We start from the raw sequence: 26,845 nt of genomic DNA on the forward strand, positions 1-26,845 counted from the left end.
GCGGCCGCCGGTTAGACTTGACGGGTTCAGGGTTCCTGGTGCGTTCTGGTGGAGGGTAGGCGCGCCAGTGTCGCCCTACCCTGAGGAACCCGTTGTCCCCGATCACCGCGTACCGTCGACTCTTCTCGCTCGTCGGCCCCGTGTACGTCCTCGTCGCCTTCCTGGGGCGGCTGCCGCTGGCCATGAGCCAGATGGGCACGCTCCTGCTCGTGTCGTCCGCGACCGGCGCCTACACCCTCGGCGGGCTCGCCGCGGGCGCCCTGGCCGTCGCCAACGCCGTCGGATCGCCGATCGCCGGTGCCCTCGCCGACCGCATCGGACAGCGTCCCGTCGTTCTTGCGCAGTCCTTCGTCGGTAGCGCCGGCCTCGCCGCGATCGTGATCCTCGCCCAGGGCGGAGCCGGCGGAGGCTGGCTGATCGCCGTCGCCGGGCTCACCGGCGCCGCGATGCCGCAGGTCGGCCCGCTGGCGCGTGTCCGCTGGCGGCCCATCACCGGCCGGGCGGGCCGCGAGTCGCCTCAGCTCGTGGACGCGGCATTCTCCTACGAGGGTGCGGCCGACGAGGCGTCGTTCGTCCTCGGCCCGGCACTCGTCGGTGCCGTCGCGGTGCTGATCGACCCCGCCGGCGCTCTGCTCGTGGCGGCCGGCCTGCTCGTGGTGTTCGGTGGATGGTTCGCCCTGCATCCGACGGCCGCGCTCGTGCGCGGGTCCAGGGTCGGGCACGCCGCGAAGGCCGGCATCGTGTCCGCGGCGTTCGTCATCCTGGTCGGGGCGCAGCTCCTGGTGGGCGTGCTGTTCGGGTCGATCCAGACCGGGGCGACGGCGCTCGCGACCGCCGAGGGCTTGCCCGGGGTGTCCGGGCTCATCCACGCGACGCTGGGGGTGGGTTCGGTCATGGCGGGTCTGTCGATGGCGTGGGTGCCGGCCCGGATCGGCTTCGACAAGCGCATCCTCGTCGCGGCGGCGGCGCTCGCCGTCCTCTCGGCGCCGCTCGTGCTCGTCTCGAGCATCGCCGGCATGGTCGCCGTCGTGCTGGTGCTCGGCTTCGCGGTCGCCCCGTACATGATCAGCAACTTCACCCTCTGCGAGCGCATCGTCCCCCTCAGCCGGGTCGGCCAGGCGATGACCCTGCTGGCCGGTGCCACCGGCATCGGGTACGCGATCGGGTCGACGGTCGCCGGGAGGCTCGCGGACCTCGGCGGCTACGCGCCCGCGCTCGGCGTCACCATCACCGCGGCGTGGCTCGCGCTGATCCTCGCCCTCGCCGGACAGCGCATCCTGGGCGCCGCCCCGCACCGCTGACGACTCAGCGGGTGAGTGCGCTCCGGAGCGTGTCGCGGACCTCGGGCCAATCGTCGTCGACGACGCTGTAGAGCACCGTGTTGCGCCACGACCCGTCCTTGCGGCGCTTGTGCTTGCGCAAGAGCCCTTCGCGGGTCGCCCCCAGTCGCGCGATCGCGGTCTGGGACTGCTCGTTGCGGTCGTCGGTCTCCCACGCGACGCGCACCGCGCCCAGCGTGTCGAAGGCGTGGGTCAGCAGCATGAGCTTCGCCTCGGTGTTGATGCCGGTGCGCTGAAACCGCTCCCCGAGCCAGGTGCCGCCGATGATCAGCGACCTGCGCTCGGGGCTGATCTCGTAGTACGTCGTAATCCCCGCCAGCTCCCCGGACTTCGTGTCGACCTGGGCCCAGGCGTTCGTGTCGGGCGTCGCGAGGTAGCGCGCGATCACCTCGGCGGCCTCAGCCTGCGTCGTAGGCCGGTCGAAGGACATCCACGAGAAGACGTCGTCGTCATCGGCGGCTGCCAGCACGCCCTGGGCGTGGTGCGGGCGCAGCTGCGTGAGGGTGACGTGATCGCCGAACATGTCCTGGGCTTCGTACCACTGACTCGGTCGCATGCGTCGACCCTAACGAAGAGCGCACCTCGGGAGGCGGGTCGACGTCTGGTCCTCAGCCGACCGGACGTGTCCTCTTGCCGTGAGGCTCGCGGATGGTCTCCAGGTCCTCGAGGAAGTTCTGGGCCCACTTGTCGATGTCGTGCTCCATGACCTGGCGGCGCATGGCACGCATCCGCTTCGCCTTCTCCCTCGGCGGGTCGGTGATGGCCTTGAGCATGGTGGCCTTCATGCCGTTGATGTCGTACGGGTTGACGAGGTAGGCCTGCTTGAGCTCGGCGGCGGCTCCGGCGAACTCACTCAGCACGAGCGCCCCGGTCTCCTCGTACCGGCAGGCGACGTACTCCTTCGCCACCAGGTTCATCCCGTCGCGCAGAGGCGTCACGACCATCACGTCGGCCGCGCGGTAGAGCGCCGCCATCTCGTCGCGCGGGTAGGAGGAGTGGAGGTAGGTGATCGGGGGCTGCCCGATGCGGCCGACGTCGCCGTTGATGCGTCCGACCAGGCGGTCGATCTCGTCGCGGAGGCGGCGGTACTGGTCGACCCGCTCTCGCGAGGGCGGTGCCACCTGGACGAACACCGCGTCCGCCGGGTCGAGGAGTCCTTCCTGGGCCAGCTCGCCAAAGGCGCGGAGCCGCTGGGGCATGCCCTTGGTGTAGTCGAGGCGGTCGACGCCGAGCAGCACGAACTTGGGGTTGCCGAGGCTGGCTCGGATCTCGTCGGCGCGCGCCTGGGTCGAGGGACGGCGGGCCAGCTCCTCGTAGGCGTTGGAATCGATCGAGATCGGGAACGCCTTGGCCATGACCGTGCGGCCGTCGTCGAGATAGATCGTGTCGCGGTGGGTCTTGTTGCCGACGCGCATGCGGACGAGGCGGACGAAGTTCTGGGCGGCGCCGGTCGTCTGGAAGCCGATCAGGTCCGCGCCGAGCAGGCCTTCGAGGATCCGTCGCCGCCACGGGAGCTGGGTGAAGAGCTCCGCCGGCGGGAACGGCACGTGCAGGAAGTAGCCGATCCGCAGGTCCGGCCGCAGCTCACGCAGCATCTGAGGGACGAGCTGGAGCTGGTAGTCCTGAACCCAGACGACCGCGTCCTTCTCGGCGATCGCCGCCGCGTACTCCGCGAAGCGGTGGTTGACGGCCACGTAGGAGTCCCACCACTCACGGTGGAACTCCGGGGTCGCGATGACGTCGTGGTAGAGCGGCCAGAGGGTGGCGTTGGACATCCCCTCGTAGTACTCCTCGACCTCCTGCGCCCTGATCGGGAGCGGAACCAGCTGGATGCCTTCGAGGTCGAACGGCTCGAGCTCCTCGTCGGCCGCACCGGTCCAGCCGATCCATGCTCCGCCCTGCTTGCGCAGGACGGGCTCGAGCGCGGTGACGAGGCCGCCGGGGGAGGTGCGCCAGGTGGTGGACCCGTCAGGCGTCTGCACGCGGTCGACCGGCAGGCGGTTGGCGACGACGACGAACGACGCTGAGTCCTCGTGTCCTCGCAGGCTCTTCGCTACCGGGCTCGAACCGCGCGCGTGACTCATGGGACGACCCTATCGGCGAATCCGCAGGGGCGGCAGACGACCAGGCACCGGGATCACCCGGTGGTCGCGCCGACCTGCTCCCGGATCTCGTCCATGATCGCGAGGATGTCCACCGTCTCGTCGAGCGGCAGCAGCGGCGACTCCGTCAGACCTTCGCGGAGGCAGCGGCCGACCTCGATGATCTCGTGGGCGTACCCCGCGCCGATGAGGGGCTCGGCGATCTCGTCGGCCTCCCAGTTCCGGGCGTAGGTGAACGACTGCGGGTGGTGGAACGGCGACGGGAGCTCCAGCCGCCCTCCGTCCCCGGCCACCGAGGCGCGGGTGTCGGGCCACCCGGTCTGGGTCCAGCTGATCGAGGCGATCGCGCCACCGTCGAAGCGCAGGGTCGCGCCCCCGGCGAGGTCGACGCCGAGGTCGCTCAGCGTGGCGACCGCCCGGACCTCGACGGGCCGGCCGAGGATCAGGTACGCGAACGTCAGCGGGTAGATGCCGACGTCCAGCAGAGCGCTGGCCCCGAGCGCGGGGTCCCACAGCCGCGCCTTGTCGCGGGGGGCGACGAAGCCGAGGTCGGCCCGGACGTGCGTGACCGTGCCGCACGCTCCTTCGGCGGCCATCGCGCGAAGCCGCCGGATGTTGGGGTTGGTCCGCATCCACATCGCCTCGGCGAAGAACAGCCCGCGTCGCCGGGCCTCGTCGACCAGGAGCCGGGCCGAGGGGGCGTCGAGCGTCAGCGCCTTCTCGCACAGCACCGCCTTGCCGGCCTCGAAGCACGCGAGCACGTCCTCGGTGTGGCGACCGTGCGGCGTGGCGACGTAGACCACGTCCACGTCGCCGTCGGCGAGCAGCTCGGCGTACGAGCCGTAGGACACCGGACTGGCCTTCTCGTCCGTGTACTGCTCGGCGAAGGCGCGCGCCGGCGGCAGCGAGCGCGAGCCGACCGCGTGCAGGACGGCGCCGTCGACGAGGGCCAGGTCGCGGGCGAACGAGTGGGCGATGTCACCGGTGGCGAGGATGCCCCAGCGCACGGGCGCCGGGGACTCGGCGGACGGGTGCTCGGCGGGAGACGTCATGCTCGCCATCATGGCGGGCAGGCCCGGCGGACCGCCACGCCGGGCGCGGGGAATCCCAACGGTGTCATTCGGCGACCTACGATGGGGGCATGGATCCCGCTCTCTCCTCCCACGATGCCCACGTCACCTCTGCGGACCAGACCGCGGACCAGACCGCGGACGAGACCGCGGACGAGACCGCGGACCGGGCTACGGGGCTGACCGCGCGAGAGGAGCGGGTGCTCGCCTTCGAGCGTGGGTGGTGGAAGTACGCGGGCGTCAAGGAGCAGGCGATCCGAGCGGAGTTCGGCCTCTCGGCGACCCGCTACTACCAGGTGCTCAACGCGCTGATCGACCGCGAGGACGCGCTCGCCCACGATCCCCTCCTGGTCAAGCGGCTTCGGCGGATGAGGGCGAGTCGGCGTCGTTCCCGCTCCGCCCGGCGCCTCGACGCCGATGCCTGAGGAGGACTCGTGACCGAGCCTCGCGTGGACGAACCCTCGACGGAGCCCCGTCCGCGGGTCGCCCAGCGCACGCGTGTCGCACCGCGGTCGATCCCGTCGGTGGCGCTGCTGGGCGCGCTGCTCCTGGTGGCCGTCGCGGCGATCGGCCTTCTCGTCGGCAACGGCGGGGACGACACTCCGACCGCCACCACGCCGTCTCCGACCGCCACCGCCGAGGCCACGCCCGAGCCGACGGCCGAGCCTGTGGCCACGGCAGCGCCGACCTCGGCCGCGCCGGCGACCGCGGAGGTCCCTCGGGCGTTCGTCGAGGTCTTCAACAACTCCGGCGCCACCGGACTCGCCGACTCCACCGCGGCGCGGGTCGAGGACGCCGGCTGGAAGGTCGTCGGGGTCGACAACTGGTACGGACGGATCCCCGAGAGCACCGTGTACTACCCCGCGAAGCTCAAGGAGCAGGCCGAGCGCCTCGCCGCCGACCTGAGGATCGACCGGGTCCGGCCGGCGGTCGAGCCGATGAAGTTCGACCGGCTCACCCTGATCCTGACAGGCGCACCGTAGCCGCACGCGTACTCCCTGGTCTCACTCACGGCCGCCCGGCGGGGCGACGCGAGGTCACCTGCTCGTCGTGAGGCGGAACCCCTCCCGACGCCTGAGGCCGGCCTGGGATGATGGTGGTCATGTCCCTTCCCGTGGTGCTCGAGCCACAGCCCCGCACCGAAGCCGGAGCGGCCGCCCTGGCGGCGCTGCTGGCCGCCCCCGAGCAGGCGATGCTCGCATTCGACTTCGACGGCACGCTGGCCCCGATCGTCGACGACCCTGAGCATGCGCACGCCAGCAAGCGCTCGGTCCACGCGCTCCAGCGCATCGGACCGTGCGTCGGCAAGGTGGCCGTCGTCACCGGACGTCCCGTGCGCACCGCGCTCAGACTGGGTGGCTTCGGCGACCACGACGGCCTGAGCCACCTCACGATCCTCGGCCAGTACGGGGCCGAGAGGTGGGACGCCGACACCGGTGCGGAGTCGGTGCCGCCACCGCCCGCCGCGGTCGCCGAGGTCCGTGCGGCTCTGCCGGCGCTGCTCGACTCGCTCGGTCTTGCCGGCGTCAGGATCGAGGACAAGGGGCGCGCGGTGGTGGTGCACACCCGTCTCCTCGACGATCCCGGTGCGGCCCTCGAGCGCCTGGAGGGACCGGTCGCGGAGCTGGCGCGAGAGCACGGCCTCGCCGCAGAACCCGGACGGTACGTCGTGGAGGTGCGCGACCCGTCCGTCGACAAGGGGGCCGCCCTGCGGACGCTGGTCGCCGAGACCGGACTCCGGACGATCGTCTACGCCGGCGACGACCTCGGTGATATCCCGGCCTACGCGGCGCTCACGGCCATGCGCGACCACGGCGAGGCCGAGGTCATGCTGGTGGCCGTCGCCTCCGACGAGCAGCAGGCCCTGACGCCCCGGGCCGACCTCGTCGTCCACGGGCCCGAGGAGCTCTCGGCCTGGCTCGAGCGGCTCGCGGACGCTCTCGGCTGCTGACCTGCCGGGAGACCACTGTCCGCATATTGGAACGAGTGGACAGTATGTGAGACGCGCACGTACGCTTGGCTCAGCTCATCACGAGGGGCGGAGGGACACGGCCCGACGAAGCCCCGGCAACCACCTGACGTGAGCTCGCGACCCCGCGAGGCCGCCGTCAGGCATGGTGCCAAGTCCGTCCTGTGGCGACAGTCGCGCGCAGGGAAGATGACGAGGAGGCCTCGTGAGCGCGAGCACGCTGCAAACCCCTGATCGTACGAACGCCCGTGACGGCGCCTTCGGCAACGCGACCGGCCTGGTGTGCCGCGCCTGCGGTGCCGGGCAGGAGCTCGGACCCCACTACGCCTGTCTCGAGTGCTTCGGACCGCTCGAGGTCGCGTACGACTTCCCGGCGATCACGCGCGAGCAGATCGAGAGCGGCCCGAAGAGCATCTGGCGCTACCAGTCGCTGCTGCCAGTCCCCGCCGATATCGCGTCCTTCCCCAACACCGACCCCGGCTTCACCCGGCTCGTGAAGGCGGACAACCTCGCCCGTGAGCTCGGCATCAAGACGCTCTGGGTCAAGGACGACTCCGGCAACCCGACCCACTCCTTCAAGGACCGCGTCGTCGCCGTCGCCCTCTCGGCCGCCCGCGAGCTCGGCATGACGGTCCTCGCGTGCCCGTCGACGGGCAACCTCGCCAACGCCGTCGCCGCGGCCGCGGCCCGTGCCGGCATCAAGAGCGTCGTCTTCATCCCGGAGAACCTCGAGCGCCCCAAGATCCTCACGACCGCCGTGTACGGCGGCACGCTGGTCGCCGTGCGCGGCAACTACGACGACGTCAACAAGCTCGCCAGCGAGATCGCCGGCGAGGAGGAGGGCTGGGCGTTCGTCAACGTCAACGTCCGTCCCTACTACGCGGAGGGCTCCAAGACGCTCGCGTACGAGACCGCGGAGCAGCTCGGCTGGCGGCTGCCGGAGCAGGTGGTGATCCCGGTCGCCTCCGGGTCGCAGCTGACCAAGGTCGACAAGGGATTCACCGAGCTCGGCCGGCTCGGCCTGGTCGACCCGACGCCGTACAAGATCTTCGGCGCGCAGGCGACCGGCTGCTCGCCCGTCGCGCAGGCGTTCCGGGAGGGCAACGACGTCGTCCGTCCGGTCAAGCCCGACACGATCGCCAAGTCCCTCGCGATCGGCAACCCCGCCGACGGGCCGTACGTGCTCGACACCTGCCGGCGGACCGGTGGTGCCGTCGAGGACGTCTCCGACGACGAGGTGCGTGACGGCATCCAGCTCCTCGCCCGTACGGAGGGCATCTTCGCCGAGACCGCGGGAGGCGTGACGATCGCGACGCTCAAGAAGCTGCTCGCCGACGGCCGGCTCGACCCCGAGGCGGAGACGGTCGTCTTCAACACCGGCGACGGGCTCAAGACGCTCGACGCCATCGCGGACCGGGTCGGCCCCGCCGCGACCATCGACCCGACCTACACGGCCTTCACCGCCGCGAACCTCGTCTGACCGAGAGGACACCATGAGCGTCTCCGTCCGCATCCCCACGATCCTGCGCACCTACACCAACGGCGACTCGGAGGTGACCGTCGACGGCGAGACCGTCGCCGGTGTCATCGAGGCCCTGGAGGCGTCGTTCCCCGGGATCAAGGCGCGCGTCGTCGACGAGACCGGCGCGATCCGCCGGTTCGTGAACGTGTACGTCGGCACCGAGGACGTGCGCTTCGCCGACGGGCTCGAGACCTCGGTGCCCGCCGGGCAGCAGGTCTCGATCATCCCGGCGGTCGCCGGCGGCTGACGCCGGACCGGCGGGGGCCCGCCGGCGTCAGGTGCCGACGAGACCGGTTGTCGGGCTGGAGGCCAGGCTCGTCTCGCGTCGGGGGATCCGGCCCGCCCCGTACGCCGTGCGACCGGCGCGCACCGCGCCGGCCATGGCCGACGCCATCGCGGGCGGGTCGCCCGCACGGGTGATCGCGGTCGCGCAGAGCACGGCGTCGCATCCGAGCTCCATCGCGAGTGCGGCGTCGGAGGCGGTGCCGATGCCGGCGTCGAGCACCACCGGGACCGCGACCGCCTCCGCGATCGCGGCGATCGCGCGAGGGTCGGTGACACCGAGGCCGGAGCCGATCGGCGAGCCGAGCGGCATCACGGCCGCGCAGCCGACGTCGGCGAGGCGGCGGGCGGTGACGAGGTCGGTGTTCGTGTAGGCGAGCACCGTGAAGCCCTCGCGCACCAGGGTCTCGGCGGCGTCGAGGAGCTCGACCACGTCGGGCAGCAGCGTCACGTCGTCGGCGACGACCTCCAGCTTCACCCAGGCGGTGCCGAGGGCCTCGCGCGCGAGGTTCGCGGTGAGGACCGCCTCACGCGCGGTGCGACAGCCCGCGGTGTTGGGGAGCAGCCGTGCGCCGTGCTCGCGGACGACGTCGAGGATCGAGCTCGGCGCTCCCGGGTCGACCCGGCGCATCGAGACGGTGACGAGCTCCGTGCCGCTCATCTCCAGGCACCGACGGAGGACAGCGGGGCTCGGAACCCCTCCGGTACCGAGGAACAGCCGGCTCGTGAACGGCACTCCGGCCACGGTGAGCGGGGACGGGTCGGTGGTCGTCAGCACGACTCTCACCCTCCTTGGACGGCGGTGACGACGTCGACCTCGGCGCCGTCGCGGACGAGGTGGTCCTCCCATCGGGAGCGCGGCACGACGATGCCGTCGACGGCGACTGCCACGTCGGTACGTGGCAGCGCGAGCGTGCGGAGCAGCGCGAGCACCGTGAGAGGCTCGGCGAGCGCGTGGGCCTGGCCGTTGAGACGGATGGTCATCGGGCCTCCTGGAGTGTCGGCGACAGGCGAAGCGGGTCGGTGTGACCCGACCCCTCAGGTGGCGAGGACTCCTCGACGAGCGCGGTGATCACGTCGGCGGTCCAGGGCGCGAGGAGCACGCCGCCACGATGGTGCCCGGCGGCGACGAGGAGACCGGGGATGCCGGTGGCCCCGACCAGCGGCAGGTGGTCCGAGCTCGAGGGACGCAAGCCGGCTGCCGCCTCCACGAAGGCGCAGTCACGCAGCTCCGGCACGACCTCGACCGCGTCGTGAAGGAGGTCGTGCACCCCCTCCACGGTGACGGTCGTGTCGTACCCCCGCTCGAGCATGGTCGCGCCGACCACGATCTCGCCGTCGTTGCGCGGGACCAGGTAGACGGGTCGGCCGCGCACCGCGGCGCGCACCGTCCGGGCCAGCATGGGCCGGGGGGCATGCAGCCGCAGGATCTCGCCCTTGACCGGGCGCACGGCGTCGCGCAGCCACTCGGGTGCGCCCTCGGTGGTGCGTAGCCCGACACCGTTGGCGAGGACCACCACGTCGTGGCCGCGCGCGCGCCCGTCCTGCCTGGTGCGGACACGCAGCGTGTCGCCGTCTCGCACCAGGTCGACCGTGTCGTCGACGGCGGTCACGTGCCGACGCGCGCATGCCGCCAGCAGAGCAGCGAGCAGAGTGCGGTTGTGGACGCTGCGGTCACCGGGGATCTCGACGACGGCGCGCAGCGCTGGGTGCAGCGCCGGCTCCCGGGCGCGCACCTCCCGCCGGGTGAGCGGGTGGTACGGGATCGTGTGGGTGTCGAGCAGCGCGGTGACCCGCTCCTGCTCGCGGGCATCGTCCTCGGTGGCGGCGGCGAGCAGCGTGCCCTCCCCACGGACCTCCAACGCTCGCCCGGCATCGCGTTCGAGGGCGGCCGCCATGTCCGGCCACCGTGCGAGCGACGCGACGCCGACCCGCAGCAGCGCCTCCTCGCCGTACCACGCCTCACCTGCGGGGGAGAGCATCCCCGCGGCCGCCCACGAGGCCCCACGGGCGGGCGTGGGGTCGTACGTCGTGACACGGTGACCACGACGTGCGAGCGACCACGCGACGGTGAGCCCGACGACTCCACCACCGACGACGGCGACGTCGCGGCCGGCTGGCCGGTGAGAGCGCGACACTGCTCCTGCCTCCCTTCGCCGGCATGACCCGGATCAGGTTCGACGGTCGGAGCGGCATCGGCTCCCTCTCAGCCCGTGCCCGGGCTCCCGTGGGGACCTCCGCACCGTAGGCGGGCTACGACGGCGTCGTCAAGCGGGCCCGGCGCCCGCGGGTCGAGCCGAGAAGGACGCCGGCGATGACCACCGCGCCGGATGCGAGCTCGAACGGGTCGAGGCGTTCGCTCAGGAGAAGAGCGCTCGCGCTCATCCCCACCACCGGGACGAGCAGTGAGAACGGCGCGACGGTGCTCGACGGATAGCGCGTCATCAGCAGCGTCCACAGTCCCGAGCCCACGACGGTCCCGATGACGACCGTGTAGAGGAGACCCAGCACGGCGGGCACCGCCTCGGGGGTGAAGGCGGTCACGAGCGACTCTCCGACGGCTCCCGGCCCCTCGAAGAGCAGCGAGACCACCAGCATCGGGATCGGGGGGACCACCGACATCCACAGCGTGAGGTGGAGCGGGTTGGAGGGGTGCGCCTGGCGGTTCGCGAGGTTGCCGAACGCCCAGCCGAGCGCGGCCAGCAGCGTGAGCACCACGGGGAGCAGGGCTGCCGTCTGCGACCGGTGCCACGCCACGCCGGCGAGCCCGGCGATCGCGATCACGATGCCGAGAATCTGCCGGCCGCTGAGCCGTTCGCGCAGCAGGACGCCGGCGAGCACCACCGTGAAGGGCGCGGAGGCCTGGAGCACCAACGAGGCGAGTCCTGCGGGCATGCCCGCACGCATGCCTACGTACAGGAAGAAGAACTGTGCGATCCCGAAGCCTGCGCCGTACCCGATCAACCAGCGCAGCCTGACGTCCGGGCGCGGGACGAGAAGCACGGTCGGGACGGCGAGCAGCCCGAAGCGCAGCGCGACGCAGAACATCGGCGGGAAGTGCTCGAGCGAGGCGTGGATGGCGATGAAGTTCAGTCCCCAGGTGATCGCCACCAGTACGGCGAGGAGACGGTCGCGGGTGGTCACGAGAGCCAGCGTGCGCTTGCGCCTGGGTGAAGCACAATCGAATACTCCTACGACTACGATGTAGCGTTGCTTCAATGAAGGATGCTGGCATCGACGTCGACAAGCTCGCGATCGTGCGGGAGCTCGCCGAGCGGGGGAGCATCACGGCGGTCGCTGCGGCGACGTACCGGACGCCGTCGGCGGTCTCGCAGACGATCAAGGCCCTCGAGCGTGACCTCGGGACCGTCCTCGTCGAGCGTGAGGGCCGTGGGGTCAGGCTCACCGAGGCCGGCCGGCTGCTCGCCGAGGGCGCCGTCGAGATCGCCCAGGTCGTCGCGCGCACCCGGGCCCGCCTCGAGGAGTTCCGCGGCGAGGTGGCGGGCGAGGTCGCCGTGACAGCCTTCCCGAGCGGCGCCGAGATGCTGCTGGCTCCGCTCGCGCCGCGGCTCGCGACGCGTGCGCCCGGCGTGACCGTACGGCTGAGCGACCTCGACCTCGCGGAGTACGAGCTCCGAGCGGCCACCGCCGACCACGACGTGGTCGTCGGGCACTCGGTGGTCGCGGTGCCGGACCCTGCGGCGACGGGCCTGCACGTCACGCCGCTCCTTCGTGAGCCGCTGGACGTGGCCGTGCCCCAGGATCACCGCCTCGCCGGCCGCGACCGGGTGCGACCCGAGGACCTCGTCGGAGAGCGCTGGATCGGCGTCCCTGTCGGCCATCCCTTCGACCTGCTGCTCCCCATGCTCGCCGTCGACGGACAGTCCCCTCGTGTCGAGCAACGGTTCCTCGACAACCACGTCACGGCCGCGTTCGTCGCGGCCGGGCAGGGTGTGGCGCTGTTGCCGCGGCTGTGGCGAAGAGCAGCGGAGGCACGCGGCGTCACGCTGCTCCCGCTCGACGGCGTGCGGGCGGGGCGCCACGTGTTCGCGCTCGCAAGGCCCGACCGTGCCGAACGCGCGGCTGTCCGATGCGTCCTCGACGCCCTCCTGGAGATCGCCGACGAGGCGAGATGAGGGTGTCGCCCTCGCTCGCTGCACCGGCCCACTCTTTGCACTCTCCAGGCCCGAGTGCTAGAAAGGAGAGCGTTAGCACTCGGATCATCTGAGTGCCAACGTTCCAAACGGGCCAGGACGATGAGGTCCGAAGGTCGCGGCGAGAAGGGTTTGCCGTGGACGCGGGTCGTCCGTCGCGGGCATCCCCTGGGCCATCCACCTCTACGCGGAGGAATCGCGGGAGATATGCCGAAGACCATTGCATTCAACGAGGAAGCCCGTCGCGGCCTCGAGCGCGGGATGAACATCCTCGCCGACGCCGTGAAGGTGACCCTCGGTCCCAAGGGCCGCAACGTCGTCCTCGAGAAGAAGTGGGGCGCTCCCACCATCACCAACGATGGTGTCAGCATCGCCAAGGAGATCGAGCTCGAGGATCCCTACGAGAAGATCGGCGCCGAGCTCGTCAAGGAGGTCGCCAAGAAGACCGACGACGTCGCCGGCGACGGCACCACCACCGCCACCGTGCTCGCCCAGGCGCTCGTGCGCGAGGGCCTGCGCAACGTCGCGGCCGGCGCCAACCCGATCGCGCTCAAGCGTGGCATCGAGAAGGCCGTCGAGGCCGTCAGCGCCCAGCTGCTCGGGATGGCCAAGGACGTCGAGACCAAGGAGCAGATCGCGTCCACGGCCGCGATCTCCGCTGCTGATCCGTCGGTCGGCGAGATCATCGCCGAGGCGATGGACAAGGTCGGCAAGGAAGGCGTCATCACCGTCGAGGAGAGCAACACCTTCGGGCTCGAGCTCGAGCTCACCGAGGGCATGCGCTTCGACAAGGGCTACATCTCGCAGTACTTCTACACCGATCCCGAGCGCATGGAGGCGGTGCTCGAGGATCCCTACATCCTGATCGCCAACTCCAAGATCAGCGCCGTCAAGGACCTCGTGCCGGTCCTCGAGAAGGTCATCCAGTCGGGCAAGCCGCTGCTGATCATCGCCGAGGACATCGAGGGCGAGGCGCTGGCCACCCTGATCGTCAACAAGGTCAAGGGCACGTTCAAGTCCGTCGCCGTCAAGGCTCCGGGCTTCGGCGACCGCCGCAAGGCCATGCTGACCGACATCGCCATCCTCACCGGTGGCGAGGTCATCAGCGAGGAGCTCGGTCTCAAGCTCGAGAACGCCGACATCTCGCTGCTCGGTACGGCCCGCAAGGTCGTCGTGACCAAGGACGAGACGACCATCGTCGACGGCGGTGGCTCGGAGGACCAGATCACCGGCCGGGTCAACCAGATCCGCGCCGAGATCGAGAACTCCGACTCCGACTACGACCGCGAGAAGCTGCAGGAGCGGCTGGCGAAGCTCGCCGGCGGCGTTGCGGTCATCAAGGTCGGCGCGGCCACGGAGGTCGAGCTCAAGGAGCGCAAGCACCGCATCGAGGACGCCGTTCGCAACGCGAAGGCTGCCGTCGAGGAGGGCATCGTCGCCGGTGGCGGCGTCGCGCTCGTCCAGGCGACCGCCGCGGCGTTCGAGAAGCTCGATCTCGTCGGTGACGAGGCGACCGGTGCGCAGATCGTGCGCTCCGCCTCGACCGCCCCGCTGAAGCAGATCGCGATCAACGCCGGCCTCGAGGGCGGCGTCGTGGCGGAGAAGGTCCAGGGCCTTCCCGCGGGTCACGGCCTCAACGCGGCGACCGGCGAGTACGTCGACCTCATCGCCGAGGGCATCCTCGACCCGGCCAAGGTGACCCGCTCGGCGCTGCAGAACGCAGCCTCGATCGCGGCGCTCTTCCTCACCACCGAGGCCGTCGTCGCCGACAAGCCCGAGAAGAACCCCCCGGCCATGCCGGGTGGCGACATGGGCGACATGGGCGGCATGGGCTTCTGAGCCACCCCGCCTGAGCTCACGCTCGACGCACCACGCGGCGCCCCGTCGGTCTCCGGACCGGCGGGGCGTCGTCGTACGGTGGGCCGGTGTACGTGCCGCGCTTCAACTCCCTCGACGACGCAGCGGCGATCGACGGCCTCATCGCCGCCGTCGGTGCCGGCGACCTCGTCACGGTGGGCGCGGACGGCATGCCGTACGCGACCCGGCTGCCGCTGGTGTGGCTGCGCGAGGAGGGTCGCGTGATCGCGCACGTGGCCCTCGCCAACCCGCACTGGCGCACGATCGGCGACGGATCGCCGGCCCTGGTCGTGGTGAGCGGACCGCAGGCGTACGTCTCGCCGTCGTGGTACGCGACCAAGGCCCAGCACGGCAGGGTCGTCCCGACGTGGAACTACAGCCGCGTCGAGCTGCGCGGCACGGTGCGCGTCCGTCGTGAGACCGAGTGGATCCGCGACGCCGTCACCCGTCTCACCGACCTCCACGAGCGGTCGCGGCCCGATCCCTGGGCGGTGACCGATGCGCCCGCGCCGTTCGTGGACGGCCAGCTGCGCGGCATCGTCGGCGTCGAGGTGGCCGTGACCTCGGTCGAGGGCAAGGCCAAGCTCAGCCAGAACCGCTCGGCAGAGGATCGCGACGGTGTGGTGCACGGCCTGCGCCGCGAAGGCGACGCCGAGGCGCACGCTGTCGCGGGCACGATGGATCAGTCCTCGTCGACGTCGTCCCACGAGACCGCGTCGACGAGGTAGACCTGCTCACCCGCGCGCGGGTCGCGTGCGTGCAGCGTGAGGAACACCGGGGAGAACGGCCCTCCGAGGTCGACAACCGTCGCTCCGGCGCCCAGAACCCCGCGGATCCGGTCTGGTGGGCACGTGCGGTCGTTCCTGGTGACGACACCCGGGGTCGTCCACACCGGCACGCCGTTCATGGTGCCGGAGAGCTGGAGGTGGAAGTGGCCGCACAGGACCGCTCGGACGTCCGTCCCGGCCACAGCGTCGGCGAGCAGGTTCCGGTCGCGGAGACCGTCGTTGCGCATGAACGGCGCCCAGTCGACGTGCAGAGGCGGATGGTGGAGCGCGACGACAGACCCGTACGGCGCGGGGGTCGCGAGCTGGCCACGGAGCCACGCGACCTGACCGCCGTCCAGCTCACCGTGCACCGATCCCGGCACGAGGCTGTCGAGCGTGATCACCCGCAGGCCCCCGACGTCGCTGACCGCGGCGCGCTTGCCCGCCGACCCACCCGCGAGCCTGCCGACGTCGCGTCCGCCGGCGTCGAGGTGCCCGGACCCGAGCGCCCGCGTGAACGCGGCCCGGTCGTCGTGGTTGCCCGTCGTGTAGACGTGCGGTACGCCGCGCTCGGCGGCGTACGCGCCCACCATCTCGCGGACGGCGACACAACCCTCATACGACCCGTCGTCGGCGATGTCGCCGGTGACGAGCACGAGGTCGAGGTCGGGGACGTGACGCGCGTCGTGGAGGATCCGCTCGAGCGCGCTGACGGCGTCGACGCCGTCCTCGTCGGGGCCGGTCCGGCTGACGTGGGTGTCGGAGAGGTGGAGGATCCGGTGCGCCACGGTCACCGCCTGAGATAGCGCGTGGCGGCCGCTGCAAGGGCCGTGGCGTACCGGCGCTGGCCTGCCGCGGAGCGCATCGCCCGGGCGTCGCGAGGGTTGCGCATGTTGCCGAGCTCCACCATCGCGGTCGGGATGCGGCTGAGGTTGAGCGTGCCGAGGTCGGCCCGCTTGACCAGCCCGCGCCCGCCCCCGGTGTAGGTCGAGCGCCGGAACCCCACCCTCTGCAGCTCTGCGCGGGTGATGCGCCCCAGCCGCAGCGACCGCGCCACCGCGCCCCGCTTCTTGGTGACGATCACGTGGAAGCCGCGCCCCGACCGCGCCGCCCCGTCGCCGTGGATGCTGATCTTGAGGTCGGCCGCGCGTTCGCGGCCGCGAACGCCCGCGTTGCCGAGCCGTCCCCGGACGTCGACGCAGGGCCCCCAGAGCTTCCGGCTGTTGCGGCTGCGGGTCATCACCACCGTCGCGCCGGCTGCGCGCAGCTCCGCGCGCAGCCGTCTGGCCACCCGCCAGGCGAACGTCGCCTCCGCGAAGCCGCTCGCGGTGGCCGTCCCCGTGGTGTTGCACGCCTTGCGCAGACCGCCGGCGTCGACAGGGCGGTTGATGCGGCGGGGGAAGCGGCTGTTGCCGAGCTGGTGCCCGGGATCGATGACGATCGTGCGACCGGCCAGCGGGCCGGCGTCGTCGGCGCTGGAACGCACTCCGGCCGCGGGACCGTCGTGGGCGGTGGACCTGGCTGGGGCACCCGTGGTCGCGGCGGCGGCGGTGCCGGACGCGGCGAGCGCGACGGCGGCGAGCAGGCAGGTGAGACGACGCATCGCACGAGGCTAACGTGCGGACGCGTAGGCTGTCCCCATGCTTTGGCTGCTGATCATCGTCGGGGTCGTCGTGCTCGCGTACGTGTACCGGGTCCAGCTCCTGTCCAAGGTGCTCGGACAGGACCAGACGCGTGTCCGTCGGATGCTCGAGCGTCGCAAGGGCGACCGCCGCTAGTCCGCGAGCCTCCGGGCTCGCCGCCCAGCCGCTCCTCGATCCCGGTCAGCGGCACAGCCGCAGCGCCATGAGCACGTACGCGCGGGCGCACCGCATCACCTCGTCCACCGGGACGCTCTCGTCGACGGAGTGGGCGTGGGCGATGTCCCCGGGGCCGTACTGCACCGTGGGGACCCCCGCCGCGCTGTAGAGGCGCAGGTCGGACCCGTACGGGGCTCCCGCCGCCGCTGGACGGGGCGATCCGGAAGCCTCGGCGGCGTCCTGCACGACCTCTAGGAGCGGGTGGAGATCGGGAAGCCGCCCCGGGGCGAACGTGCCGCCGGGGAACGACACCGTCGCCGGGTTGTCCCGGAGCCAGAGGTCGCCGTTCGACGCTCCCGCGACCGCGGAACGCAGGGCGGACTGGGCGGCGGCGACGGACTCGCCGGGGCGTACGCCGTAGCGGCCCTCGACGATGCACAGATCGGGGACCGTGCTCGCCCAGTCGCCGGCCTGCACCGTCCCGATCGAGATCGGGAACGGGACCGGCAGATGCGCGAAGCGCTCCCCGACGTCAGTGTTGCGCTGATCCTCCAGCGTCCTCAGCACGGCGCGGACGGTGTCGAGCGCATCCAGGGCGCTGATGCCGCTCGTGCGCATCGATCCGTGCGCAGCGCGTCCACGGACCACCATCCGGAACGTCAGGGCCCCGGCGTTGTCGGTGACGACCGTCCCCGCGGTCGGCTCGGCGATCACGCAGGCGTCGGCGGTGTGGCCGCGGCGGAGAGTGGCGTAGGCGCCGAGACCGCCGTCCTCCTCCCCGACGACGGTGTGGATCGCGAGCGGACGGCGGAGGCTCACCCCGCTGGCACGGATCGCGTGCACCGCCCCCAGGATCGCGGCGACACCGCCGAGCATGTCGCACGCGCCCCGTCCGTACCAACGCCCTCCCTGTTCACGCAGGGTGAACGGGTCGTTGTCCGACCAGAGGCCGGAGTCACCGGGTGGCACGACGTCGATGTGGCCCGACAGTGCCAGCGCAGGCACGCCGGCGTCCTCGCCGGGGACGACCCCGACGGTGCCCCAGGCCTCGGCGCGTTCGACCTCCATGCCGGGGAAGTCCGGCTCCTGGCGCAGAGTCGGCAGGTCGATCTCCCAGTGGTCGACGTCGGCGCCCAGGTCACCGAGCCGATCGGCGCACCAGTGGCTTGCGGCGACCTCGCCGAGCGATCCGTCGAGCGGTGCGAGTGCGACGAGGGACGTGAGGTCGGCGGCGATCTGCTCTTCGTCGAGGTGGTCGAGGACGTCGCGGGGGTCCAGAGCGGTCACGACCTCAGTGTGCGTCATGACCCGCCCCGACCGCGGCGGGATGGCAGGATCGCGGGCATGGTCGGACCGCGCAGGGTGCACGCCCACGTACGGGGCGTGGTCCTCGCCGCCGGCGAGGGGCGTCGGATGGGGATGCCGAAGGCGCTCGTCCGCACGGCGGACGGGCGGACGTGGTTGGGTCGGACGCTCGACGCGCTGGCCGACGGCGGGTGCGACGACCTCGTCGCGGTCATCGGGGCCCGAGCGGCGCACGTCCAGGGAGAGCTCCGTACGGCCGGCGAGATCTCGCCCGGGCGTCGCCGCGGAGGCGGTCCAGAGGTGCTCGTGGCCACGGACTGGCGTGAGGGGATGGGGGCGTCGCTCCGAGCGGTGCTCGAGCAAGGACCTGGTGACGGGTCCGTCGACGCTGTCCTCGTGATGCTCGTCGACCTTCCCGACGTCGGCCCCGACGTCGTACGCCGCGTCCTCGACCACGTCGACGGGGCGGAGGCCCGGGGTGCCGTCCTCGCCCGCGCGACGTACGACGGGCGACCGGGGCACCCCGTGCTGATCGGGCGCGACCACTGGGGCCCGATGGCGGCGACGCTCTCCGGCGACGACGGCGGCCGCCACTACCTGGCCGAGCACGGCGCGACCCTGATCGAGTGCGGTGATCTCGCGACCGGGCGGGACCAGGACACGCCCACCCGTACGCCCGGACCGGAATAGGGTGATGGCGTGAAGCAGCCTCGAAGCAGCGACGAGCTCGGGCGCGACCTCGGTGAGGTCGGTTACCTCGCCGACGAAGGGCTCGCGACCATCGCATATCTCGCCCTGGCCATGCAGCGGCCGCTCCTCCTCGAGGGCGAGCCAGGGACGGGCAAGACCGCGCTCGCCGAGGCGCTCGCACGCGCGTACGGCCTCCCGCTGATCCGGCTGCAGTGCTACGAGGGGATCGACGCCACCCAGGCGCTCTACGACTGGGACTTCCCCCGGCAGATCCTCCACCTGCGCACGGTGGAGGCCACGGCCGACCGGTCGCAGGTCGATGCGGAGTCCGTCGAGCAGTCACTGTTCGACGAGCGCTTCCTCCTCGCGCGGCCGATCCTCCGGGCGCTGCGGGAGGCGCCCGCCGTCCTGCTGGTCGATGAGATCGACCGTGCCGACGACGAGTTCGAGGCGTTCCTCCTCGAGGTGCTGTCGACGAACCAGGTGACGATCCCCGAGCTCGGGACCGTGCGGGCGACCGTTCCGCCGATCGTCGTGCTGACGTCCAACCGGACCCGCGAGCTCCACGACGCCCTCAAGCGCCGCTGCCTCTACCACTGGATCGAGCACCCGGCCCTGGCCCGCGAGATCGAGATCGTCCGTACCCGGATGCCCGAGGTCTCCCAGCGCCTCGCCGAGCAGGTCGCCGGCGTGGTCTCCGACCTCCGCTCCCGAGGTGACCTGCTCAAGCCGCCGGGCGTGGCCGAGACGCTCGACTGGACGGCAGCCCTGGTGCGGCTCGAGTGCGACGACCTGGACCTCGAGACCGCAGCCGCCACGATCGGCGCGGTGTGCAAGTACCGCGAGGACATCGACCGCGTCCGCGACGCGCTCTCGTCGATGCTGGCCTGAGCCGTGTCCGACGTCGCGATCTTCGCCGGCTTCGCGAAGGCGCTGCGGGAGGCCGGGGCCGGTGTGACCGCGGACCGGACCCGCACGTTCCTGGAGGCGGTGAGCCTCGTCGGTCCCGACCGGCGCCGTGACGTCTACTGGGCCGGCCGCGCGACGCTCTGCGCCGAGCCGGACGACCTGGCGACGTACGACGCCGTCTTCGCGAGCTGGTTCTCAGCCGAGGAGCCGAGAGCGCGGACGCGCAGCCGGCAGGACCGGCAGGTCGTCGTGCAGGCGGGTCTCGACGAGGCGCCGAGGGGGTCGGCGGAGGCGGGCGACGACCAGCAGGTCGCCATGCTCGCGAGCGTGACCGAGACGCTGCGCCACCGTGATGTCGCCTCGCTGTCGGTCGGCGAGCGCGCGGTCGTGGCGCGGATGTTCGAGGGGCTCGACGTGACGGTGCCGAGGCGCCGCAGCCCTCGCCGTACGCCTCGCCGGCACGGAGACCTCGATCCGACCCGGACGCTGCGAGACCAGCTCCGGAGGGCGGGAGAGCCCGGCCCGCTGCGCTTCCGCGCGCCCCGCCGCAGACCCCGCCGCGTGGTGATGCTCGTCGACGTCTCCGGCTCGATGAGCGCCTATGCCGACAGCCTCCTTCGGCTGGCGCACCGGCTGGCCGCCGCGTCGCCGAGGCAGGTCGAGGTGTTCACGCTCGGCACTCGGCTGACCCGCGTGACTGCTGCGATGCGGCTGCGCGACCCCGAGGACGCGCTCACCGCCGCCGGGGCGACCGTGCCGGACTGGTCGGGCGGGACTCGGCTCGGTGAGGTGCTGCGTGCCTTCGTCGACCGGTGGGGGCAGAGAGGCATGGCGCGGGGGGCGGTCGTCGTGATCGCGTCGGACGGGTGGGAGCGGGGTGACCCGGTGCTGCTCGGTGACCAGGTCGCGCGCCTGCAACGGCTCGCGCACCGCGTGCTCTGGGCCAACCCGCACCGTGGCCGCGCCGGCTATGCGCCGGTGCAGGGCGGGATCGCCGCGGTCCACCCGCACCTGGACGCGCTGGTGGCCGGTCACTCGGTCGCGGCGTTCCAGGCGCTCCTCGACGAGGTGGGACGCTGAGGTCGTGCACCGCGTAGCGTGGATCACATGCGCGACGTGCTCGATGAGCTGATGGAGACGTGGAAGGCGGGAGAGACCGCCGGGGTGGCCACCGTGGTGCAGACCTTCCGGTCCGCGCCTCGTCCGGCCGGTGCGTCGATGGTCGTCGCGCCCGACGCCAGCGCGTACGGCTCGGTGTCGGGCGGCTGCGTCGAGGGCGCGGTCTACGAGCTCGCGCAGGAGGTCGTGGTCGCGGGGGAGGCGGTGCTGCACCGCTACGGGGTCAGCGACGACGACGCGTTCGCGGTCGGTCTCACCTGCGGCGGCATCCTCGACGTCTTCGTGGAGCCGGTGTCGAAGACGACGTTCCCCGAGCTCGGCGACGTCGCGGCCGACATCGAGGCGGGCACCCCTGTCGCGGTGGCGACCGTGATCGCCCATCCCGACACCACGTGGGTGGGGCGCCGCCTGGTCGTCCGACCTGAGGGGACGACGGGTGGTCTGGGGTCCGACCGGGCCGACGCCGCGGTCGCCGACGACGTCCGCGGGCTGCTCGCCGCGGGTCGGACGGCGACCTTGACGTACGGCCCTCACGGTGAACGCCGCGGAGAGGGGATGCGCGTCTTCGTGGCCTCGTACGCTCCGAAGCCGCGGATGCTCGTCTTCGGTGCGATCGACTTCGCGGCGGCCGTCGCGCGGCAGGCGGCCTTCCTCGGCTATCAGGTGACCGTGTGCGACGCCCGGCCGGTGTTCGCCACCGCGGCACGCTTCCCCGACGCTCACGAGGTCGTCGTGTCCTGGCCCCACAAGTACCTCGCGAAGCAGGTCGAGGCCGGCGCGATCGACGAGCGCACCGTGATCTGCGTGCTGACCCACGACCCCAAGTTCGACGTGCCGCTGCTCGAGCGCGCGCTGCAGCTCGAGCCGCCACATCGTCCCGCGTTCGTCGGGGCGATGGGCTCGCGTCGTACGCACGACGACCGGCTGGCGCGCCTGCGCGAGGCGGGAGTCGGCGAGGACGCGATCGCGCGGCTGTCGAGCCCGATCGGCCTCGACCTCGGCGCACGTACGCCCGAGGAGACCGCGGTCTCCATCGCCGCCGAGATCATCGCGCTCCAGTGGGGCGGCCGAGGCGACCGGCTCAGCGCCCGCGACGGCCGCATCCACCACGAGGCGGACTGACCTCCCCGTTTGAGGTGCTCGCACCTCGTCCGTACGGATCACACCTCGTATTCGCGGTGCGGTCGCGACCTCTGGGGTGCGAGCACCTCAAACGCAGGAGGTCCCGTGGCCGGGTGCGAGAGGCGAGTCCACGACATCGCATTGTGATCCACGTCACTCCGGTGTAGGAAAGGCTTCAACCAGCACGGGTGAGCCTGCCGCCGACCGAGTGGAGTCCAGTCCATGGCAAAGAAGCCGATCACCGTCACCGTCGACGGAGTGTCCTGCACCGACGACGTCGAACCCCGAACCCTCCTCGTCCAGTACCTTCGCGACCAGCTCGGCAAGACCGGGACGCTCGTCGGCTGCGACACCACCAACTGCGGCGCGTGCACCGTCCACCTCGATGGTCGCAGCGTGAAGTCGTGCACGATGTTCGCCGTCCAGGCCGACGGCCACGAGGTGACGACGATCGAGGGGATCGCCTCGGACGACGGGGCGCTCCATCCGATGCAGCAGGCCTTCCACGACTCGCACGCGCTGCAGTGCGGGTTCTGCACCCCCGGCATGATCATGCAGTCCCTCGACATCGTCACCGAGCACCCCGACCCGGACGAGGCGACGGTGCGGGAGAACCTCGAGGGCAACCTCTGCCGCTGCACGGGCTACCAGAACATCGTCAAGGCGGTGCAGGCCGGCGCGCGGCAGATGGCCGGTGGCACGCCGGACGCGACCGAGGCGGGTGCGGCATGACCGTCACGGAGATCGGCAGCCCTCGCAAGCGCAAGGAAGACCAGCGCCTCATCACCGGGCGCTCGCGCTACACCGACAACATGGTGCTGCCGGGCATGCTGCACCTCGCCGCCGTACGCAGCCCGTTCGCGCACGCGCGCATCACCGGGGTCGACACGTCCGCGGCCGTCGCCGCGCCCGGCGTCGTCACCGTGCTCACCGGCGCCGACGTGGCCGAGACCCAGGGCAGCCTGCCCAACGCGTGGCCCATCACGCCCGACCAGGTTGCGCCGCCGCACCCCGCCATCGCCGTGGACCGGGTGACCTTCGCCGGCGAGATCGTCGCGGTCGTCGTCGCGCGGTCGCGGCACGAGGCCCAGGACGCCGCCGACCTGGTCGACGTCGACTACGACGAGCTGCCGGTGGTCCTCGACCTGGAAGAGGCCGAGAAGGACGACGTCCTGGCGCACCCCGACCTCGGCACCAACCGGTCGGCCTTCTGGGTCTTCGACTCCGCCGAGGCCGGGACGGGCGGCGACGTGGAGGACGCGCTCGCCGCCGCCGGCGCCGACGACCAGATCCTCCTCGAGCGGACCTACTACCAGCAGCGTCTGATCCCGGCGTTCATGGAGCCGCGCTCCACCGTCGTCGACCCGACCGCGGACCAGATCACGATGTGGTCGTCGACGCAGGTGCCGCACATCCTCCGTCTCATGCTCGCCCTCACGCTGGGCATCCCCGAGTCCAAGGTTCGGGTGATCGCGCCGGACGTGGGTGGCGGGTTCGGCGGCAAGCTGCAGGTGACTCCTGAGGAGGTCATCACCATGCTGGCCGCACGGCGGACCGGCAAGCCGTGCAAGTTCACCGAGACCCGCTCGGAGTCCCTCATGGCCGCCCACCACGGACGTGGGCAGGTGCAGCGGCTGGCGCTGTCCGCTCGCCGTGACGGCACGGTCACAGGGCTCAAGGTCCAGCTCCTCGCCGACATGGGGTCCTATCTCGGTCTCGTCACCTCAGGTGTCCCGATCCTGGGCGCGTTCATGTTCCCGGCGATCTACAAGTTCCCGTCCTACCGGTTCGAGTGCACCAACCTCTTCACCAACAAGGCGTGGACCGACGCCTACCGCGGAGCGGGACGCCCGGAGGCCACGTTCGCGATCGAGCGCCTCATGGACGACCTCGCCGCCGAGCTCGACATGGACCCGATCGAGCTGCGCCGCAAGAACTGGATCGCCCACGAGGAGTTCCCGTTCACGACCGTCTGCGGGCTGGAGTACGACACCGGCAACTACGAGGCGGCGACCGCGCGGGCGCTCGAGCTCTTCGGGTACGACGAGCTGCGAGCCGAGCAGAGGCGTCGCCGCGACGACGGTGACCCGGTCCAGCTCGGGATCGGTGTCTCGACGTTCACGGAGATGTGCGGCCTCGCTCCGTCGCGGGTCCTCGGGTCGTTGGACTACGGCGCGGGCGGCTGGGAGTACGCGCAGGTTCGGATGCTGCCGACCGGCAACGTGGAGGTCGTGACCGGGGTCAGCGCGCACGGCCAGGGCCACGAGACGGCGTGGAGCCAGATCGTCGCCGACCGGCTCGGCGTGCCGTTCGACGACGTCCAGGTGCTCCACGGCGACACGGCGATCGCCCAGCGCGGGCTCGACACGTACGGCTCCCGCTCGCTCGCCGTCGGGGGCATGGCCGTGGTCGCCGCCGCCGACAAGGTGATCGCGAAGGCCAGGGTCATCGCGGCCCACATGCTCGAGGCCGCCGACGATGACCTCGAGTTCACCGACGGGAGATTCACGGTGCGGGGCACGGACCAGGGGGTCGCCCTCGGTGACGTCGCGCTCGCGACGTTCGCGGCCCACGACCTGCCCGACGGGGTGGAGCCCAGCCTGGACTCCGACGCGACCTTCGACCCGGAGAACTTCTCGTTCCCGCACGGCACCCACCTGGCCGCGATGGAGGTCGACACCGAGACCGGGCAGGTCACACTCCGCTCGTACGTCTGCGTCGACGACGTCGGCACCGTGATCAACCCGTTGATCGTCGAGGGGCAGATCCACGGTGGGCTCGTCCAGGGCATCGCCCAGGCGCTCTTCGAGGAAGCCGTCCACGACGAGTCCGGGACGCTCGTGACGGGATCCTTCGTGGACTACCTGGTCCCGAGCGCGGCCGACGTGCCGTCGTTCATCACCGATCGCACCGAGACCGCGTCGACGACGAACGTCCTGGGGGTCAAGGGCGTCGGTGAGGCGGGGACCATCGCCTCGACGCCGGCGATCGTCAACGGGGTCATCGACGCCGTGCGACATCTCGGAGTCGATGACATCCTCATGCCATGCTCGCCCGGCCGTGTCTGGGCGGCGCTGCAGGGCGCGGACAAGGGCCGGGGGGCCGAAGCCGCCGTACCGACGGTGAACAGCCCCGAGGTCGCCGACCGCGACATCGCGTCGACCGGCGCGGTCCAGACGGGTACGGACCAGGGGGAGCAGCAGTGATTCCGACAGCTTTCGAGTACGAGTCGCCGACTACCGTCGAGGATGCACTGAGGCTCCTTGCCGAGGGAGGTGAGGACGTCAAGGTCCTCGCCGGGGGCCAGAGCCTCATCCCGGTCCTCAAGCTCCGCCTCGCCGGGCCCGAGCTCATCGTCGACCTCGGCCGCATCGAAGGGCTGCGCGGCGTCCGCGAGGACGGGGACGCGCTGGTCATCGGGGCGACCACACCGCACCACGAGGTGGCGACGAGCGCCCTGGTGCGTGAGCACGCGGCGCTGCTGGTCGAGGCTGCGGGCACGGTCGCCGACCCGCAGGTGCGTCATCGTGGCACCTTCGGGGGCGCCCTGGTGCACGCCGACCCCGCGGGCGACCTGCCCGCGCCGGCGCTCGCGCTCGGGGCATCGTTCGAGATCGCCGGGCCCGCCGGCGTCCGTACGGTCGCCGCGGAGGACTTCTTCGTCGACCTGTTCACCACCGCGGTCGGTGAGGACGAGATCCTCACCGCCGTGCGGGTGCCGAAGCGGACCGGCTGGACCGCGGCCTACGAGAAGTTCGTCCGGGTGGCCCAGCAGTGGTCGATCGTGGCCGTCGCCGCGACCGTCCGTGTCGAGGACGGCGTCATCGCCGATGCCCGCCTCGGGCTCACCAACATGGGTTCGACGCCGATCCGCCCCGCGGCCGTGGAGCAGAACCTGGTCGGCCTCGCCCCCGTGGGCGAGGCGGTCGAGGGCGCCGTCGCCGACGTTGCCGCAGGCACGACACCACCCGACGACCTCAACGGGACGGCGGACTACCGTCGCCACCTCGCGCGCGTCCTGGCCCGTCGGGCCGTGGTGCGGGCAGCTGGTGCCTGATGGAGCTCACGCACACCTTCTCCGTCCCGGCGCCGATCGAGACCACCTGGGCGGCGTTCAACGACCCCGAGTCGATCGCTCCGTGCATGCCGGGCGCCGTCGTCACGGTGGTCGACGACAACGACTTCACGGGCACGATCAAGATCAAGCTGGGGCCGATCTCGCTGGTCTATGCCGGTTCGGGGACGTACATCGAGCGCGACGAGGCCGGCCGCCGGGTCGTGATCGACGCGAAGGGGAAGGACAAGCGCGGTCAGGGTACGGCGGGGGCGAAGGTGACGGCCCGGCTCGTGCCGGAGGACGGGGGGACGCGGGTCGAGGTGCGCACCGACCTCGCGATCACCGGCAAACCGGCGCAGTTCGGTCGCGGCGTCATCCAGGACGTGAGCGACAAGCTGTTGTCGCAGTTCGTCGGGTGCATCAGTGACAGCCTCTCGGCGGGCTCGACCCCTTCCCCGGAGCGCGGGCCGGGGCAGGAGGGCGTGGAGACCGCCCAGACGCCGGCCGAGGTCGAGGAGGCGGACGTGGTCGAGGGTGGACGGCATGCCGCGTCGGTGCGCGAGCCCGCCGCTACTCCGTCGTCAGACGTCTCGTCCGGTGGTGCCTCGTCCGGGACGGCGAGCAGCCCTCACGGAGATCCTCTCGAGTCGGCGGCCGAGCTCGACCTGGGGTCGACCGTGGTCCCCGTGCTCGCCCGTCGCTACGGGCCGGCGGTGGCCGTCGGCACGGTCGCCCTGGCGCTCGCCTGGTGGCTGGTGCGCCGCAGGCGCTGACTCGGCGC

The 26,845-nt window shown here is 71.9% G+C and carries 28 protein-coding genes and 2 riboswitches; of the genes, 18 read left to right on the forward strand and 10 right to left on the reverse strand.

Going from position 1 to position 26,845, the window contains the following annotated elements; translation table 11 throughout:
- Positions 1 to 92 precede the first annotated feature (92 nt).
- Positions 93 to 1,301, forward strand: coding sequence for an MFS transporter (locus KV100_RS13125; RefSeq protein ID WP_220343476.1), 1,209 nt, complete (start codon positions 93 to 95; stop codon positions 1,299 to 1,301).
- Between the two features lie 4 nt (positions 1,302 to 1,305).
- On the opposite strand, the gene KV100_RS13130 is transcribed toward KV100_RS13125, so the two are convergent.
- Genes KV100_RS13130 through KV100_RS13140 form a run of 3 tightly spaced genes read right to left on the reverse strand, consistent with a single transcriptional unit; the run spans position 1,306 to position 4,494 of the window.
- Complete coding sequence (locus KV100_RS13130) at positions 1,306 to 1,896, reverse strand: GNAT family N-acetyltransferase (RefSeq protein ID WP_220343477.1); 591 nt, start codon at positions 1,894 to 1,896, stop codon at positions 1,306 to 1,308.
- Positions 1,897 to 1,948: 52 nt separating this feature from the next.
- Positions 1,949 to 3,424, reverse strand: a complete 1,476-nt coding sequence (locus KV100_RS13135) for a trehalose-6-phosphate synthase (RefSeq protein WP_220343478.1) — start codon at positions 3,422 to 3,424, stop codon at positions 1,949 to 1,951.
- Between the two features lie 53 nt (positions 3,425 to 3,477).
- Entirely contained in the window at positions 3,478 to 4,494 is a 1,017-nt protein-coding gene (locus KV100_RS13140) for a Gfo/Idh/MocA family protein (RefSeq protein WP_220343479.1), read from the reverse strand.
- A gap of 89 nt (positions 4,495 to 4,583) precedes the next feature.
- On the opposite strand from KV100_RS13140, the gene KV100_RS13145 reads away from it, so the two are divergent.
- The 5 genes from KV100_RS13145 (at position 4,584) to KV100_RS13165 (ending at position 8,250) form a co-directional block, all read left to right on the forward strand.
- Complete coding sequence (locus KV100_RS13145) at positions 4,584 to 4,937, forward strand: DUF3263 domain-containing protein (protein ID WP_220343480.1); 354 nt, start codon at positions 4,584 to 4,586, stop codon at positions 4,935 to 4,937.
- A gap of 9 nt (positions 4,938 to 4,946) precedes the next feature.
- Positions 4,947 to 5,495: a LytR C-terminal domain-containing protein gene (locus tag KV100_RS13150; RefSeq protein WP_220343481.1), complete on the forward strand. Its 549-nt coding sequence runs from the start codon at positions 4,947 to 4,949 to the stop codon at positions 5,493 to 5,495.
- A 119-nt stretch (positions 5,496 to 5,614) separates the two neighbouring features.
- Entirely contained in the window at positions 5,615 to 6,463 is an 849-nt protein-coding gene (gene otsB, locus KV100_RS13155) for a trehalose-phosphatase (protein WP_220343482.1), read from the forward strand.
- Positions 6,464 to 6,535: 72 nt separating this feature from the next.
- Positions 6,536 to 6,677: riboswitch (SAM riboswitch) on the forward strand.
- 9 nt (positions 6,678 to 6,686) lie between these two features.
- A complete protein-coding gene (gene thrC, locus KV100_RS13160) occupies positions 6,687 to 7,961 on the forward strand; it encodes a threonine synthase (protein WP_220343483.1) in 1,275 nt (424 codons plus the stop codon).
- Positions 7,962 to 7,974: 13 nt separating this feature from the next.
- Positions 7,975 to 8,250 (forward strand): MoaD/ThiS family protein, encoded by a 276-nt coding sequence (locus tag KV100_RS13165; protein ID WP_220343484.1) that lies wholly within the window; start codon positions 7,975 to 7,977, stop codon positions 8,248 to 8,250.
- Between the two features lie 27 nt (positions 8,251 to 8,277).
- Here the strand turns inward: KV100_RS13165 and KV100_RS13170 are convergent, their stop codons facing one another.
- The 4 genes from KV100_RS13170 to KV100_RS13185 all read right to left on the reverse strand — a co-directional run bounded on the left by KV100_RS13170 (position 8,278) and on the right by KV100_RS13185 (position 11,429).
- Positions 8,278 to 9,063 carry a thiazole synthase gene (locus tag KV100_RS13170; protein ID WP_308290291.1) on the reverse strand — a complete coding sequence of 262 codons (786 nt, stop codon included), beginning with the start codon at positions 9,061 to 9,063 and terminating at the stop codon, positions 8,278 to 8,280.
- 5 nt (positions 9,064 to 9,068) lie between these two features.
- Positions 9,069 to 9,269 (reverse strand): sulfur carrier protein ThiS, encoded by a 201-nt coding sequence (gene thiS, locus KV100_RS13175; RefSeq protein ID WP_220343486.1) that lies wholly within the window; start codon positions 9,267 to 9,269, stop codon positions 9,069 to 9,071.
- Positions 9,266 to 10,423, reverse strand: a complete 1,158-nt coding sequence (thiO, locus tag KV100_RS13180; protein ID WP_220343487.1) for a glycine oxidase ThiO — start codon at positions 10,421 to 10,423, stop codon at positions 9,266 to 9,268. Before thiO ends, thiS begins: the two co-directional genes overlap by 4 nt.
- An 8-nt stretch (positions 10,424 to 10,431) precedes the next feature.
- A riboswitch (TPP riboswitch) is annotated at positions 10,432 to 10,516 on the reverse strand.
- Between the two features lie 22 nt (positions 10,517 to 10,538).
- Positions 10,539 to 11,429, reverse strand: a complete 891-nt coding sequence (locus tag KV100_RS13185; RefSeq protein WP_220343488.1) for an EamA family transporter — start codon at positions 11,427 to 11,429, stop codon at positions 10,539 to 10,541.
- A 74-nt stretch (positions 11,430 to 11,503) separates the two neighbouring features.
- On the opposite strand from KV100_RS13185, the gene KV100_RS13190 reads away from it, so the two are divergent.
- The 3 genes from KV100_RS13190 to KV100_RS13200 all read left to right on the forward strand — a co-directional run bounded on the left by KV100_RS13190 (position 11,504) and on the right by KV100_RS13200 (position 15,024).
- Positions 11,504 to 12,421, forward strand: coding sequence for a LysR family transcriptional regulator (locus KV100_RS13190; RefSeq protein WP_220343489.1), 918 nt, complete (start codon positions 11,504 to 11,506; stop codon positions 12,419 to 12,421).
- 225 nt (positions 12,422 to 12,646) lie between these two features.
- Positions 12,647 to 14,278, forward strand: coding sequence for a chaperonin GroEL (groL, locus tag KV100_RS13195; protein WP_220343490.1), 1,632 nt, complete (start codon positions 12,647 to 12,649; stop codon positions 14,276 to 14,278).
- A gap of 86 nt (positions 14,279 to 14,364) precedes the next feature.
- Complete coding sequence (locus tag KV100_RS13200; RefSeq protein WP_220343491.1) at positions 14,365 to 15,024, forward strand: FMN-binding negative transcriptional regulator; 660 nt, start codon at positions 14,365 to 14,367, stop codon at positions 15,022 to 15,024.
- Here the strand turns inward: KV100_RS13200 and KV100_RS13205 are convergent.
- Together KV100_RS13205 and KV100_RS13210 are read right to left on the reverse strand one after the other, a co-directional pair.
- Positions 14,979 to 15,851, reverse strand: a complete 873-nt coding sequence (locus tag KV100_RS13205) for a metallophosphoesterase (protein ID WP_301022386.1) — start codon at positions 15,849 to 15,851, stop codon at positions 14,979 to 14,981. The two genes, KV100_RS13200 and KV100_RS13205, sit on opposite strands and share 46 nt — an antisense overlap.
- A 2-nt stretch (positions 15,852 to 15,853) precedes the next feature.
- On the reverse strand, positions 15,854 to 16,666 hold the full coding sequence (locus tag KV100_RS13210) for an N-acetylmuramoyl-L-alanine amidase (protein WP_220343493.1): 813 nt from the start codon (positions 16,664 to 16,666) through the stop codon (positions 15,854 to 15,856).
- Between the two features lie 37 nt (positions 16,667 to 16,703).
- Between KV100_RS13210 and KV100_RS13215 the strand changes: the two genes are divergently transcribed.
- A complete protein-coding gene (locus KV100_RS13215; RefSeq protein WP_220343494.1) occupies positions 16,704 to 16,841 on the forward strand; it encodes a hypothetical protein in 138 nt (45 codons plus the stop codon).
- Between the two features lie 45 nt (positions 16,842 to 16,886).
- Here the strand turns inward: KV100_RS13215 and KV100_RS13220 are convergent, their stop codons facing one another.
- On the reverse strand, positions 16,887 to 18,149 hold the full coding sequence (locus KV100_RS13220; RefSeq protein WP_301022388.1) for an ArgE/DapE family deacylase: 1,263 nt from the start codon (positions 18,147 to 18,149) through the stop codon (positions 16,887 to 16,889).
- A 57-nt stretch (positions 18,150 to 18,206) separates the two neighbouring features.
- Here KV100_RS13220 and KV100_RS13225 point away from each other — a divergent pair, with 57 nt between their 5' ends.
- The 8 genes from KV100_RS13225 to KV100_RS13260 all read left to right on the forward strand — a co-directional run bounded on the left by KV100_RS13225 (position 18,207) and on the right by KV100_RS13260 (position 26,837).
- Positions 18,207 to 18,857: an NTP transferase domain-containing protein gene (locus KV100_RS13225; RefSeq protein WP_220343496.1), complete on the forward strand. Its 651-nt coding sequence runs from the start codon at positions 18,207 to 18,209 to the stop codon at positions 18,855 to 18,857.
- A gap of 9 nt (positions 18,858 to 18,866) precedes the next feature.
- Complete coding sequence (locus tag KV100_RS13230) at positions 18,867 to 19,748, forward strand: MoxR family ATPase (RefSeq protein WP_301022390.1); 882 nt, start codon at positions 18,867 to 18,869, stop codon at positions 19,746 to 19,748.
- Between the two features lie 3 nt (positions 19,749 to 19,751).
- On the forward strand, positions 19,752 to 20,846 hold the full coding sequence (locus tag KV100_RS13235) for a VWA domain-containing protein (protein WP_220343497.1): 1,095 nt from the start codon (positions 19,752 to 19,754) through the stop codon (positions 20,844 to 20,846).
- 27 nt (positions 20,847 to 20,873) lie between these two features.
- Positions 20,874 to 22,007, forward strand: a complete 1,134-nt coding sequence (locus KV100_RS13240) for an XdhC family protein (protein WP_220343498.1) — start codon at positions 20,874 to 20,876, stop codon at positions 22,005 to 22,007.
- A 222-nt stretch (positions 22,008 to 22,229) separates the two neighbouring features.
- Positions 22,230 to 22,739 carry a (2Fe-2S)-binding protein gene (locus KV100_RS13245; RefSeq protein ID WP_220343499.1) on the forward strand — a complete coding sequence of 170 codons (510 nt, stop codon included), beginning with the start codon at positions 22,230 to 22,232 and terminating at the stop codon, positions 22,737 to 22,739.
- A complete protein-coding gene (locus KV100_RS13250) occupies positions 22,736 to 25,213 on the forward strand; it encodes a xanthine dehydrogenase family protein molybdopterin-binding subunit (protein WP_220343500.1) in 2,478 nt (825 codons plus the stop codon). The genes KV100_RS13245 and KV100_RS13250 overlap by 4 nt, the downstream gene beginning before the upstream one ends.
- Entirely contained in the window at positions 25,210 to 26,064 is an 855-nt protein-coding gene (locus tag KV100_RS13255) for a xanthine dehydrogenase family protein subunit M (protein ID WP_220343501.1), read from the forward strand. Before KV100_RS13250 ends, KV100_RS13255 begins: the two co-directional genes overlap by 4 nt.
- Entirely contained in the window at positions 26,064 to 26,837 is a 774-nt protein-coding gene (locus KV100_RS13260) for an SRPBCC family protein (protein ID WP_220343502.1), read from the forward strand. Before KV100_RS13255 ends, KV100_RS13260 begins: the two co-directional genes overlap by 1 nt.
- Positions 26,838 to 26,845 lie beyond the last annotated feature (8 nt).

Source organism: Mumia sp. zg.B21, from assembly GCF_019550855.1.
Lineage (GTDB): Bacteria > Actinomycetota > Actinomycetes > Propionibacteriales > Nocardioidaceae > Mumia.